Origin of the sequence: Candidatus Avelusimicrobium faecicola, assembly GCA_900540405.1 — a bacterium.
Classification (GTDB): Bacteria; Elusimicrobiota; Elusimicrobia; order Elusimicrobiales; family Elusimicrobiaceae; genus Avelusimicrobium; species Avelusimicrobium faecicola.
The window spans coordinates 1-12,722 of record UQFW01000042.1 but is presented as its reverse complement, the minus strand read 5'-3'; the positions used below and the strand labels follow the sequence as shown (position 1 = coordinate 12,722).

The 12,722-nt window shown below is 49.9% G+C and carries 11 protein-coding genes; 5 read left to right on the top strand and 6 right to left on the bottom strand.

Annotated features, from left to right (window positions below):
* The coding region (recG, locus tag ACQY18_RS05060; RefSeq protein WP_428039078.1) for an ATP-dependent DNA helicase RecG at nucleotides 1–2,060 on the bottom strand (2,060 nt) is incomplete at its 3' end.
* Between the two features lie 78 nt (nucleotides 2,061–2,138).
* Here recG and ACQY18_RS05055 point away from each other — a divergent pair.
* The gene (locus tag ACQY18_RS05055; RefSeq protein ID WP_176777114.1) at nucleotides 2,139–2,819 is read left to right on the top strand and encodes a mechanosensitive ion channel family protein; all 681 of its coding nucleotides are present in this window, start codon (nucleotides 2,139–2,141) and stop codon (nucleotides 2,817–2,819) included.
* A gap of 339 nt (nucleotides 2,820–3,158) precedes the next feature.
* The gene (locus tag ACQY18_RS05050) at nucleotides 3,159–4,370 is read left to right on the top strand and encodes a hypothetical protein (protein WP_428039077.1); all 1,212 of its coding nucleotides are present in this window, start codon (nucleotides 3,159–3,161) and stop codon (nucleotides 4,368–4,370) included.
* A gap of 73 nt (nucleotides 4,371–4,443) precedes the next feature.
* Here the strand turns inward: ACQY18_RS05050 and ACQY18_RS05045 are convergent, their stop codons facing one another.
* From ACQY18_RS05045 to ACQY18_RS05025, 5 genes are all read right to left on the bottom strand, one after another.
* A complete protein-coding gene (locus ACQY18_RS05045) occupies nucleotides 4,444–6,150 on the bottom strand; it encodes a sigma-70 family RNA polymerase sigma factor (protein ID WP_428039076.1) in 1,707 nt (568 codons plus the stop codon).
* 19 nt (nucleotides 6,151–6,169) lie between these two features.
* On the bottom strand, nucleotides 6,170–7,924 hold the full coding sequence (dnaG, locus tag ACQY18_RS05040; RefSeq protein ID WP_428039075.1) for a DNA primase: 1,755 nt from the start codon (nucleotides 7,922–7,924) through the stop codon (nucleotides 6,170–6,172).
* An 84-nt stretch (nucleotides 7,925–8,008) separates the two neighbouring features.
* Nucleotides 8,009–8,203, bottom strand: coding sequence for a 30S ribosomal protein S21 (rpsU, locus tag ACQY18_RS05035; protein ID WP_176777200.1), 195 nt, complete (start codon nucleotides 8,201–8,203; stop codon nucleotides 8,009–8,011).
* Nucleotides 8,204–8,300: 97 nt separating this feature from the next.
* Nucleotides 8,301–8,636, bottom strand: a complete 336-nt coding sequence (locus tag ACQY18_RS05030; protein WP_176777118.1) for an HIT domain-containing protein — start codon at nucleotides 8,634–8,636, stop codon at nucleotides 8,301–8,303.
* A gap of 17 nt (nucleotides 8,637–8,653) precedes the next feature.
* On the bottom strand, nucleotides 8,654–9,487 hold the full coding sequence (locus ACQY18_RS05025; protein ID WP_428039074.1) for a hypothetical protein: 834 nt from the start codon (nucleotides 9,485–9,487) through the stop codon (nucleotides 8,654–8,656).
* Nucleotides 9,488–9,628: 141 nt separating this feature from the next.
* Here ACQY18_RS05025 and ACQY18_RS05020 point away from each other — a divergent pair, with 141 nt between their 5' ends.
* From ACQY18_RS05020 to ACQY18_RS05010, 3 genes are all read left to right on the top strand, one after another.
* Nucleotides 9,629–11,269, top strand: coding sequence for an acyl-CoA dehydrogenase family protein (locus ACQY18_RS05020; RefSeq protein WP_176777120.1), 1,641 nt, complete (start codon nucleotides 9,629–9,631; stop codon nucleotides 11,267–11,269).
* A gap of 11 nt (nucleotides 11,270–11,280) precedes the next feature.
* On the top strand, nucleotides 11,281–12,069 hold the full coding sequence (locus ACQY18_RS05015; RefSeq protein WP_176777121.1) for an electron transfer flavoprotein subunit beta/FixA family protein: 789 nt from the start codon (nucleotides 11,281–11,283) through the stop codon (nucleotides 12,067–12,069).
* A partial coding sequence (locus ACQY18_RS05010) for a 4Fe-4S binding protein (RefSeq protein WP_428039073.1) occupies nucleotides 12,066–12,722 on the top strand: 657 nt, incomplete at its 3' end. The genes ACQY18_RS05015 and ACQY18_RS05010, both read left to right, overlap by 4 nt.

Sequence of the window (12,722 nt, the reverse complement as noted above, 5' to 3'; positions counted from 1 at the left end):
AGTTGTATCAGGCGTTGTTTGAATAACCGGTGCGCGGGTTGCACAAGCGCCGGGTCCTGCGTTAAAAGTTCGTCGCGGTCTTCTATGGCCCAAGTTAAAATATCGCGGTCCTTAAAAAAATCGCCCGCCTTAAATTCCAACTCCCCGCTTTGGCGGGTACCCAAAATTTCCCCGGGGCCGCGCAACTGCATATCGCGCTCCCCAATCTTAAAACCGTCACAGGTGCGGCAGATAATATCCACGCGCTCTTTGGCAATACTGCCGGCGTGTTCGGCCACTAAAATACAGTAGCTGGCGTGTTCCCCGCGCCCCACGCGCCCGCGCAACTGGTGCAGGCTGGCCAGGCCAAAGCGTTCCGCGTTTTCTATCACCATAACCGTGGCGTTTTTTACGTCAATGCCTACCTCAATAACCGGGGTGGCTATTAAAATATCCGTCTTGTGGGCGGCAAAATCCGCCATGACGGCTTCTTTTTCTTCCTGGGTCATTTGCCCGTGGAGCATAGCCAAACGGAATTGCGGAAACACCGTTTTTAATTTTTCAAATTCCTCGCTGACGGCCTTGGCGGAGATTTTTTCGCTTTCTTCAATCAGCGGGTAGACAATATACGCCTGCCGCCCTTTTGCCACTTCGTCCGTCACGCGCATAAAAGCCAGTTTTTCCGTGGCGGCTTCCGTTTGAATGGGTTGGCGGCCGGGGGGAAGCTCCGTTAAGGTGGAAACTTCCAAATCCCCGTAAAAAGCCAGGGCCAACGTGCGGGGGATAGGGGTGGCCGTCATGGTGAGCAAATCCAACTTGGCGGTTTTTTCTTTTAATTGGGCGCGTTGGCGCACCCCAAAGCGGTGTTGCTCGTCAATAACGGCTAAACGCAGGTTGGCAAATTTTACGTCTTCTTGTATTAAAGAATGGGTGCCCACGATAATTTGGATAGTACCGTCTTGCAGCTCTTTCAAAATTTTGCGTTTGGCGGCGGCCTTGGTGCTGGAAGTTAAAATGGCCGTTTTTACGCCTAGGGCTTTGAGCATTTTTTCAAAGGTAATAAAATGTTGTTCCGCTAAAATTTCCGTCGGAGCCATCAGCGCGGCCTGGTAGCCGTTTTCCGCCGCCAGCAGCATGGCGCACAACGCCACCACCGTTTTGCCGGAGCCCACATCCCCCTGTAAAAGGCGGTTCATGGGGCGGGGGGATTGTAAATCGCGGAAAATCTCGTTAATTACATGCTTTTGGCTGTTGGTAAACTGAAACCCCAAATTTTGGCGTAGCGGCGTAAGCAAGGTGCGTTTGATTTCGTACGAATAGCCTTTTTCCAAAATTTTAGTTTGCGTGCGTTTGATGCCCCACGCGGTAGCCAACAGCAAAAATTCTTCATACGCCAGGCGCGCTTTGGCGGCGTCCAACTCCGCCAATCCGGCCGGGAAGTGAATACCGCGCAAGGCTTGCGTACTGCCCAATAACTTGCGTTTGGCCAGCAAGGCGGGTGGGAGAATTTCCGGCTCCGTTTGCAACGCTTCGGTTTGCAGGGCCTCGTGCATAAACAGGCGGAACTGTTTGTTGGTTAAGCCCTCGGTTAAACTGTAAATAGGGGTCAGCCGCCCGGCGTGCAGGGCGCTTAACGGGTCCGCGGCCGGGTAGTATTCTTCCACCGTTATTTTATTGCCGAAAAAATTGTTGCGGTCTTCCTGCCGCCCGATAACCCACACTTCCGCATTTAATTTGAAGTCTTTTTTCATGGGGCCGAACGGGTCAAAGCGAAAGCGCCCGAAAGAGCGTTTTTTGAACCAGGTACACTCTATTTGGCGGCCTTGTTCGTTTTCCAAAAACGCCTTAAAAATAAGCACACTGCGCGCGGGGATTTCCTGCGTGCGCAAAACGCGCCCCTTAAAAACGGTTAAGGAGTTGGAGTTATAATCGTTGGGTTTTTCATCCGGGCGGCGGTCCTGGTAAGTGCGCGGATAGTAATGCAGTAAATCCGTCAGCGTGGAAATACCCAGCTTTTCAAACAGTTTAGCCTTGGCCGGGCCGAGCCCTTTTAAGCGTTGTAAAGTGCCGGTGGATGTCATGATATATATTGTAGCAATTATCTTAATATGCGCGGATAGGAGTGCTTTTTGCTACAATTTAACAAAGGAGGCGTATGTATGGATATTGAAGCAATTTCTAATAAGGTGACGGAACACCTGCTGACGGTGGGCCAAAGCGGGCTTAAATTTTTGTTTGAGGCGATTGTGGCCCTGTTTATTTTGGTAATTGGGTTGTATTTATCCCGGTTGGTAAGCTCCTGGGTAAAAAAGATTTTAACCAAAATTGCGTTTGATGAAAAAACGTCCAAAATAGGCATTAACGAGCTTTGCGTGCGTTTTGGGCTGGGTAAATCACCCACCTATATTATTGCGTTTGTACTGGCGTGGGCCGTTATTTTTTACGCCATTGTGCTGGCGGCGGACTTCTTAAACCTGACGGTAATACGGGATTTGTTCACCCGGTTTTTGGAGTTTATCCCCACGTTGTTTGTGTCTGTGCTTATTTTGTTTGCGGGGTTGTTGTTTGGCAAATTAATGGGCAACATTATTGATAACGCCTCCCGCGCCAATAACTTAAAAGGCGGGTTTTTAATTTCCCGCGCGGTAAATATTTTTATTGTGTTTTTCTGCGCGCTGATTGCGGTGGAAAACCTGGGCTTTGCCACGCAGTTGGTCAACAACGTGGTGGTGATTGTGCTGGCCAGTTTGGGCCTTGCTTTTGGCATTGGCGTAGGGCTGGGCAGTAAACCCCTGGTGGAAGAATTTTTGCGCGATTTATTCAAGCGGGAAAATAAATAAATCTTGTTTTACAGGGTAAAAGCCGGGCTCCGGGCGGGGCCCGGTTTTTTTATGGGAAAAATTATTTTAGGGCGGCGGCAGTAAATTCTGCTTGAAAAAGCGCGTAAAAAGATTATAATGTAAAGATATATGAAAATACTTTTTGTTTTGTTTTTTTCTTTATTTATAACTACGGCGGGGTGGAGTGCCCCGTTCGGCTTTTTGCCTGGGGTGGAAAATAGGGATAATCCCAACTCTCCCGCGCTGTTGCTGCGCAAAATAGTGGATGGGAAGCCGGTTTGCGCGGTGGTGCATAATTTGCGCTCTGGAGACACTCACACCGAAGCGGAGTATTTAGAAATGTTGCGTCAAAATTATCAGGCATGGTTTAATTTTGCGCTGCAAACAGTAAAAGAATCCGGCAGAGAAAAGGAGTTTGAAGACATCCTGCCTGCCTTGCGGACACAAATTGTGGTGCGGAAAGATTGTGATACGCCGGATATTTTGTTTTTTATTTTGCCCGCCCAAGAAATGGAAAAAGCCTGCCGTTCTTCAGCGGCGTTAGCGTGTGTAGATAATACTTCTGTTCCATATAAACTGTATTTTGCCCCCAAAAAGGGGCTTGCAAATTGGGCCTCTGGCGGAAATGAAAATATGTTGGCACACGAATTGGGCCATACGTTGGGCTTTTCGGACCAGTACCGCTACGGGCGCATTAATTCTTCTATGGTGTATCATACGCCGGATAGCAGTAAAGGAATAATGTCCAATGCCAAAAGAGGCATTACGTTTTCGTGTGATGAAGCGGACGGCCTTATTAATTTGTTGGATGTAGGTGTATATGGGAATGCCCGGGGCGGCAAACAGGGGTGGCGCAGTTTTTGTGCCCACCGCAATTACCGGTATGTGCAGGGGCGGCCTACGTCTAACGCTAAATACGCGGTAGAGGTAGAATTGCCCAATGTGGTGGTGCGGACGTTTGACAAAGCGGGAGAATTGCAGAATACGCAGTATTTCCCGGATGCCAAAGATTATACCTTTGATATACAAACCGTTTTTACGGCGGTGGAAAAAGATAAATCCGGCCGCTTGCTCTATGGCACAAGCCCGCGCGGAGAAGAAATGTATTGCTCTTATGTATATGAGCGCAAACGGTGCGTGGCTGTAAAAGATTCGGCCAATGTGGCCCTGTTGGAAGAATATTCTCCGGCTAAAAACATGCGTATTGTCAGTTTGGCACATTCTGCCCCTAACAATAAAAGCATTTGGTTGAGAGGATTTATCACCAAAGATGAAAAATTGTTAATGTATAAAAGCCACGAAGCTCTTTTTGAGTTTGATTTCTCTACCGGCGCATTTGTTATCAAAAAACAACAAGTACTTACGAATGCCGCCTCTGCGGAAAAAGAGCCGCAAACTGTACAAGAGGTCCTGTTGCAACGCAAAGCGCAACAAGCAAAAGAGCAGGCTTTGCGGGAGCGTGTGGAAAAAAAGTTGCTGGTCTTTTATGACCGCTATATAGCAGATAGTTTGCCGGAAGACAATGGGACAAAAGATTTTGCACCCTATTAATACAAAATGGTTTACCTATTAAAACCCCCGCCATTCGTGACATGGCGGGGGTTTGTGTTATGAAAATGTTTTATTACTCTTGGTAATCTTTTAACATTTTGGTCCGGCTGGGGTGGCGCAGTTTGCGGATGGCCTTGGCTTCAATCTGGCGCACGCGTTCGCGCGTCACATTGAACATCTTGCCCACTTCTTCCAGGGTGCGCGGATAGCCGGAGTCTATCCCAAAGCGCAGGCTGATAATTTTGGCTTCCCGTTCGGAAAGCGTTGCCAGCACTTCGGCCACTTCCTGTTTGCGCAAAAAGTCCACGGCCGAGGTGGTCGGGTTCGGCCCGGTCTTATCTTCAATAAAATCTTCCAGGTTGGAGTCTTCGTCTTCCCCAATCGGCGTAGAGAGGGAAATAGGGTCCTGCATAATTTTGAGGACGCTTTTTACCTTTTCTACCGAAAGCCGCAAGGATTTGGAATAATCTTCCAGGGTCGGTTCGCGGCCGTGTTCCTGGCGGAATTTATTGGTCACTTTGGTTAATTTGGAAACCAATTCTTTCATGTGTACCGGAATGCGGATGGTGTTGGCCTGGTCCGCAATGGCGCGATTAATGCTTTGGCGTATCCACCAAGTAGCATAAGTGGAAAACTTAAACCCGCGTTTGTATTCAAATTTTTCAACGGCTTTCATCAGCCCCAACCCGCCTTCCTGGATGAGGTCGGAAAGTTCCAAATTGGAATTGACGTGTTTTTTGGCAATAGATACCACCAAGCGCAAGTTGGCTTTAATCAGTTTCAGCTTGTCTTGCAAAATCATATTTTCAAAAAACACAATGCGGTCATTAAAAGATAAAAATTCTTTTTCCGTCATGGGCAAAATCTCCACCATTTGGTCGTGGCGGCGGCGGACGTTTTCTATATTATCCAAGGCGCGCTGGAGTTCTTCCAGGCTGAATTTGGTGGCCTTTTTGAAGGCTTTTTCCGTTATTTTGCCGGACGTGTATTTGGTGACTAAATCTTTTACTTGCGCATACGGGCCGAAGTAATCATCAAAGCGTTGGAGGTCGTTGCGGGTTTCGTTCAAGCGGTCTGCCAAGTTTTTAATTTTGTTGGTTAAGCGTTTAATTTTGTTTTGGTTTAAGTTTAATTTGGTAATTACGCTCACCACTTCTTTTTGTTTTTCTTCCAAGGCTTCAATGTTTTTATTGCGCTTTTTGTCGGTCAGGTTGTCGTCGCGCAGTTCTTTCATTAATTTGGTAATTTCTTGTTCGCGCTTGCCGATAAACTGGGCCGCATCTTTCAATTTTTTGCGCATGTTGGTCAGTTCGCGCGAGGTGCGTTTACCGCGGGGCATCAGCTCTTTGGTGGTCATTTCTTCCTGGTCCACCAGTTCTTCCCAGTTGCAAATTTCCCGCATGGTGATGGGGGATTCCAACACCAGCTTGCGCAGTTCTTTTTCCCGTTCGCGAATGTTGCGGGCCAAGGTAATTTCTTCGTCGCGCGATAAGAGCGGCACTTTGCCCATTTCGGACAAGTACATGCGGATAGAGTTGGATATATCCGGGCTGGAGGACCAATCTTCGCTGAAGGCTTCTTTATCGGAAGAAACCTCTTTGAATTTCTTTTGGTCCAAAATTTGCACGCCTTCTTCGCTTAAAGCATCGCGGATGTCGTCGCTGTCTTCGGCGCTTAAATCCGCCTCGGCCATAGAGCGGTTCAAGTCTTCCAAAGAAAGCACCCCGCTTTCTTTCCCCTCTTCAATTAAATCTTTTAAGGCTTTGTTCGCGTTTGCCATAATTCTGCATTACCTCGGATTAATTTTTTAACTTCTTTTGCAGCTGCATATACAACTGCACCATGTCATGCGGTACATTCCCGGAGCCCAGCGTTTTCATTTTATGCTGTAAGGCCGCCAGTTGTTTTTGCACGCCGGCTTTGGCTATTTTAGAGGCACACTCCTCTATATCCCTTTCGGGCGAAAAATCCTCCGGGATTGGTACTAAAGAAAGTTTAATAATTTCGTTCTTTAGCCCGGGGGCGTTATTAATGGTTTGCTCTGTAAGAGAGCCGGACGCCGGGTTTTCCCGGTACGCTTTTTGCAGTGCGGCAAAAAGCTCCCACAAGCGGGGGTCCTCAAAATCGGTTTGTGTCAACGCGGCGCATTTGGGCGCATAGAGCGGAAAATGCAACAGCCAGGAAATTAAATCTTCTTCTATCGGGCTGGCGGGTTGCGCCGCGGTTTCTTGCCGGGGTGCGGCCGTTTTTAGCACCGTATATTTAGGCGCGGCCGTTTGTTGGTGGAGCCGCTCCAGCACCAGTTGTTCGTCCACGTTTACCCGTTCCGCCACATATTTTACCCATTCCCGCCGCACAATTTCGTCCGGCTGTTTGGCTACCGTTTCCACCAGTTCGGATACCACTTGCGTTTTATCCTGCGCGCAAAGCGGTTGCGGATAGGCAGAGAGCTGTAAACGGGTGTGAAATTCAATTAAATCTTGCGCCTTGGCTAAAATGTTTTCAAACGATTCTTTGCCGTATTGGGCAATATATTCGTCCGGGTCTAACCCTTCCGGCAGGGCGGCTACTTTTACAAAAAGTCCGTTTTCTATCAAAATGAGCCCGCCGCGCAGGGCCGCTTTAATACCGGCGGAATCCGGGTCAAACAGTACGGTCACGTTCTGGGTGTAGCGTTTGAGCAGTTTGGCGTGTTCCGCCGTTAAACTGGTGCCCAGCGGCGCAACCGTGTATTCCACCCCCGCCTGGTGGCAACCGATAACGTCCATATAGCCTTCCAAAAGTACGGCTTTGCCCGCTTGGCGGATGGCGGGGCCGGCAAAGTTAAGCCCGTATAACACTTTGGACTTGGAAAATAAAATCGTATCCGGCGAATTTAAGTATTTGGGCTCGCCGTCCCCCAAAATGCGCCCGCCGAAACCCACCGTTTCCCCGCGTTGGTTGATAATGGGGAACATCAGCCGCCCGCGGTAATAATCCCGCGCCCCGTAAGGGGTCAGCACGCAAAGCCCGGCGGTTTTAAGGGCTTCCGGCGTGTAGCCGTTCGCGCGCGCGTATTGGCAAAAGCCCGTTGGGTTATTGGGCGCGTAGCCCAATTCAAATTTTTCGGCGGTTTCTTTGGTTAAATTGCGTTTTTTAATGTAATTGCGCACGCCTTCGCCGCCGCGGCCCATTAAATTACGGTGATAAAAATTTTTGGCAAAATCTAATAATTTGCGGGCATCCATGCGGCGCTGTTCGTCGGCCGTCATTTGCCCGATAGGCTGGTATTCCACCCCGGCCAAATCGGCCAGTTTGCGCAAGGCTTCGTTGAAGGATAGATTTTCCATTTTCATTAAAAAGGTAAAAATATCCCCGGCGGCCTGGCAACCGAAACAATAAAACAACCCCTTCTCGCTATTACAAGTGAAAGAAGGTGTCTTTTCGTTATGGAACGGACAGCAGGCTTTCCACGTTTTGCCGGAACGCTTAAGCCCGGGGACATATTGGCGGATAAATTCCGCAATGTCCAGCCGTTCTTTGATGGTTTCCACAATATTGTTATTGTTTTTCATGCCGCGCCTGCGCTGGTATATAGCCAAATAAGGCAATAGCTCTTTACTTGTGGTATAGAGCTATTGCCTGTGGTACAAACCTCATTAAAAGCGTCTGCGTTTGGTGCGTCTGGCTCTGCGCTGCGCTTCCTGGGATTTCAATTTTCTTTTCACGCTCGGGGGCATGTAAGTTTCACGTCTTTTAATCTCTTTCAAGATACCGTTTTTTTCACATTCCCGTTTGAAGCGTTTAAGGGCTTCTTCCAGGTGTTCAGCGTCTCTTACTTTTACAAAAACCATTAACTTATTCACCACCTTCTACGGTTTCATAGCTAAAAATGGGTGAGGAATTACTCCCTCTCCTATATTATATAAAATTTCAAGCAAATTTCCACCCTCAGCCGGCCGGCCAGTTAAAACGCCGCCCCGCCATTAGGTGAAAGTGCAAATGGTCCACACTCTGCCCGGCCCCTTTGCCGTTGTTGGTCACCAGGCGGAAATCTTTTAAGTTAAACTGCTTGGCCAGTTTTTGGGCCACCAACAGTAATTTACCCAATAAAAGCGCATCTTGCGGCTGGGCTTCGTCCAACCGGGCGATATGTTTGCGCGGGATGATGAGCAAATGCGTGGGAGCTTGCGGGTTCAAATCTTTGAATGCCACAACCTCGTCGTCTTCGTAAACTAATTGGCTTTTTACAGAGCCGTCGGCAATGCCGCAAAATATACAATTCATACCAGTATTATACCTTATTATCGGGCGGATTTCAGACCCATCGGTGCATACGGCGTGATGATAAAGTTTCCGGCCGCATTTAATTGTACCTTGCACCATGTTAAGGTGCCGTTCAGGTTTAACAGCGCACTGACGGAATGAATATCCGCGGCAGGGATGTCTGCGGCCACGGTAATAATATCGCCCTTGCGGTTGCTTTTTACGGCTACCACCACGGCTAAATAATCATCTCTTAGCCGGCGGAAAGCCCAATCGGCGGCCGCTTGCGGGTTATCCGTTAAATTGGTAATCGGCGCATTGACGGCCTTTACTGCACCGGCCCCGGCGGCCCCGGCGTAGGAGCGCAACAAGGTGTTGGCTTCCGTGCCTACGTCACTTAACCGCAAGCCGTTTTGCAAAATGTTGGCAATCGCTTGGCCGTCGGACGCTAACGCCAACCCGCGGAAGATAAGGTTGGTGGAGCCGCGGAACGGAAACGCCGGCGCTTGGGCAATTTTCGGGGCAACCACGGTGTAAGGTTGAAAATCCCCGGCGGAAAAGCTGGTTTTCCCCACGGCAGGCAACGGCCCGCGGAACGTGGGAGTCACCCCTATTTTTTCCAAATTTTGCAACGCTCGTTTGGGGGAAAGCCCAAGTACGCGGGTTTGGGCCCAGTACAAGGCTTTTTTATTTTGTTGGGCGGCCCGGGCCAAACCGGTTTGCCCGGCCGGATAGCGCGCCATGCGGCGTTCGGTTTGCATGGCGGCACGTTCCCCGGCTACTCCCAGTGCTTTCAGCGCGTTTTTTTGCGCCAGCCCGGTAGCGGGGACGACACTTAATAAGAGTAAAAAAATAAGCGTTTTGTTCTTCATTATTATAATTATAGAAAAAAACTCTGTTTTAACAATAGGTCCATTGGGCCTATTTTGCCATGGGTCTAATGGGCATACGGTGCGCAGGCACTTAAAAATTTGTATCATATATCTATATTGTATTTTGGAGACAAAACAAACATGGCAAAAAATGACCTGACAACAAGAAACTTGATGTTGGATAGTTTGAAGCAATATGCTAAAAACCGTCTCTCGCATGAGTTCATCCGCGAGCATGACGCCAAGAACGAGATTCCTTTAGACATTTTGAAAGAAATGTACGACCGCGATACGCTGGGCGTACACCTTTTGCTGATTCCCGAAGAATACAACGGTTTGGGTGGGCAAACCACCGAAATTTACCGCGTATGCGAACAGTTAGCCCGTATTGATTTAGGGATTGCCACCGGCGTTTTTGCCACCTTTTTAGGCAGTGACCCGATTAACGTGGGCGGTACGCCGGAGCAAAAAGCCAAATGGTTTAAGAAAATCGCCGACGAAAACAAACTGGTTGCCTACGGCGCCACGGAAGCGGATGCCGGCTCTGACCTGGTTTCTTTGCGCACCCGTGCGGAACGGGTGGAAAAAGACGGTAAAATTGTAGGCTACAAAATTACCGGCAGCAAAATGTGGATTTCTAACGGCGGCGTAGCCGATATTTACACCGTACTGGCTTTAGCGCCGGGCGGCCCCAGCTGGTTTATTGTAGAAAAGGGCACCCCCGGTTTTACGCAAGACGCGCACGAAGACAAACACGGGATTCGCCTGTCCAACACGGCCGGATTGGCGTTTGACGAAGTGTATGTTCCGGCGGAAAATTTGATTGGTTTGGAAGAAGGCAAAGGCTTCCTGCAAGCGCAGGCCGTATTCGGCTATACGCGCTTAATGGTGGCGGCCTTTGGTTTGGGCGCCGGGGAAGAAGCCGTGGAAACGGCCCTGGTGTATGCCCAACAGCGTATTCAGGCGGGCGGCCCGTTGGCCGAAAAACAGGGCTTTATGTTAAAGCTCATTACGCCGCACTATGTACGCTTTGAAGCGGCCCGCGCGTATATTGATTGGACCGCCAAACAACTGGAAATCAACAACCACGGTTTAGCCACGGAAGGCGCTATTGCCAAATTGTATGCCACGGAATCCGGCAACAAAGCGGCCGAAGATGCCATCCAGGCGATGGGCGGTTTTGGATACACGAAAGAATTTGCGGTAGAAAAAATCAAACGCGACGTAAAAATTACCTGCATTTACGAAGGCACCAGCGAAGTGTTGGAAATGACCATTTTCCGCGGGCGCTGGCAGGAACACCTCAAAAGCCGCGGCCAATACTATATTAAACAGGCCGAAGAATTTGAGGCTATCCACGCGCAAAACCCCAATGTGGGGGCCGACAGCGTAGCCCTGGGCTTTAGAGCCTTGGCCCGCGTGTTGGAAGATTGCCGCGCGCAAAAACTCACCCGCCACCAATATATTACATTTATGTTGGGTGATTTAATTTCCGAAGCGGAAGTGGCCGCGGTATTCACCCGCCAATGCGCCGAAGGCAAAGTGACGGAAGGCAGCCGCTTTGATTTGGCTACGTTAAGCACCATGGCGCGTGTCAACGCGCGCTTGAGCGCATTTAAGATTGCCACGGACGGCATGAAACTTATTTTGGGCGTTGGCGCGGCCAGCGCGCAGGATTTGGCGGCCTCCGTCAACCTGATTGGCATTGAAGAAAAAATGACCGGCCTTATCACGGATGAGGACGCCGTTTCCGCCAAACTCAGAGATACTTTCAAAGCATAAGGAACAGCCCGATGAACATTATTGTTTGTATTAAACAAGTACCCGATTCCACCCGCGTAAAGGTGGACCCGAAGACCGGCACCTTAATCCGCGCCGGTGTACCCAGCATTTTGAACCCGTACGACCACTACGCCTTGGAAAAAGCCTTGGCTATCAAAGCCAAAACCGGCGCTAAAGTGACCGTGCTTTCCATGGGGCCCGCACAGGCCGTGGCCGTATTGCGCCTGGCGCTTGCCCTGGGGGCGGACGAAGGCGTCCTGCTTTCCAGCCGCGCGTTTGCCGGCTCCGATACCTGGGCCACTTCGTATGCGTTGGCTATGGCTATCCGCAAAATCGGCTCGTTTGATATGATTTTGTGTGGCCAAATGGCTATTGACGGCGACACTGCCCAAACCGGGCCCGGTATTGCCTTCCACTTGGGCATCCCGCAAATTACGTTTTGCGAAAGCGTAGACAGCGACGGCTCCCATGCCGTAGTCAAAAAATTAATTGAAGGCGGCCACCAAATTTTGGAAGCGGACCTGCCTGTGTTAATTACGATGACCATGCCGGTAGATTACGCGCCGAAGTATCCTTCCTTTATGGCGGCGCACAAAGCGCAAGATAAAAAGACCGTCACTTGGACGGAAAAAGAAATCGGCGCCGATATGCACAAACTGGGGCTGGAAGGCTCGCCGACCCGCGTGTCGCGCATTTTCCCGCCGGCCGCCCGCCAAAAAGGCGAAATGTTCAACGGCTCTGCCGAAGAAATGGCCGCCAAGTTTGTAGAAATTTTGAAAAAGGAGAGTTTCATTAAATGATTCAGGTAGCTTCTAATTGTGTAGGTTGCGGCAAATGTGTAAACACTTGTCCGTTTGGGGCGCTCTCCCTGGTGAACCGCAAAGCGGTTGCCAATGCCAGCTGCACCATGTGCGGCGCGTGCGTGTCCGTGTGCCCGGTCAAGGCGCTTTCCTTGCCGGCGGCCGGAGCCGCAGCTAAAAAAGACCTGTCCGCCTATAAAGGCGTGTGGGCTTTTATTGAAATTTCCGATAACGGCGTTGAGCAATCCGTCCGCCCGGTAGGCTTTGAGCTTTTATCCAAAGGGCGCGAATTGGCCGACCAGTTGGGCGAAGAACTTTGCGCGGTAGTCATTGGCGACAATGTGCAAAATTATTTTGCCGATTTGTCTGCTTACGGCGCGGATAAAATTTACGCCGTTAACAGCCCCGCGTATCACGATTACAACACCTTGGCTTATGCCAACGCCATGGTGACGCTGATTAAAAAGTATAACCCCAGCGTGGTACTGTATCCGTCCACTTATATCGGGCGCGATTTGTCCCCGCGTATTTCGTCTGAACTGTTTGTAGGTTTAACGGCGGATTGTACCGGGTTATCCATCCAGGACGGCTTGCTAATTCAAACCCGCCCCGCGTTTGGCGGCAACATTATGGCGGATATTAAATGCCCGGAT

Excerpts from the sequence above, each read along its gene's own strand:
- ACQY18_RS05055 (WP_176777114.1), top strand. The coding sequence starts at position 2,139 with ATGGATATTGAAGCAATTTCTAATAAGGTGACGGAACACCTGCTGACG.
- ACQY18_RS05050 (WP_428039077.1), top strand. The coding sequence starts at position 3,159 with ATGTTGCGTCAAAATTATCAGGCATGGTTTAATTTTGCGCTGCAAACA.
- ACQY18_RS05045 (WP_428039076.1), bottom strand. The coding sequence starts at position 6,150 with ATGGCAAACGCGAACAAAGCCTTAAAAGATTTAATTGAAGAGGGGAAA.
- dnaG (WP_428039075.1), bottom strand. The coding sequence starts at position 7,924 with ATGAAAAACAATAACAATATTGTGGAAACCATCAAAGAACGGCTGGAC.
- rpsU (WP_176777200.1), bottom strand. The coding sequence starts at position 8,203 with ATGGTTTTTGTAAAAGTAAGAGACGCTGAACACCTGGAAGAAGCCCTT.
- ACQY18_RS05030 (WP_176777118.1), bottom strand. The coding sequence starts at position 8,636 with ATGAATTGTATATTTTGCGGCATTGCCGACGGCTCTGTAAAAAGCCAA.
- ACQY18_RS05025 (WP_428039074.1), bottom strand. The coding sequence starts at position 9,487 with ATGAAGAACAAAACGCTTATTTTTTTACTCTTATTAAGTGTCGTCCCC.
- ACQY18_RS05020 (WP_176777120.1), top strand. The coding sequence starts at position 9,629 with ATGGCAAAAAATGACCTGACAACAAGAAACTTGATGTTGGATAGTTTG.
- ACQY18_RS05015 (WP_176777121.1), top strand. The coding sequence starts at position 11,281 with ATGAACATTATTGTTTGTATTAAACAAGTACCCGATTCCACCCGCGTA.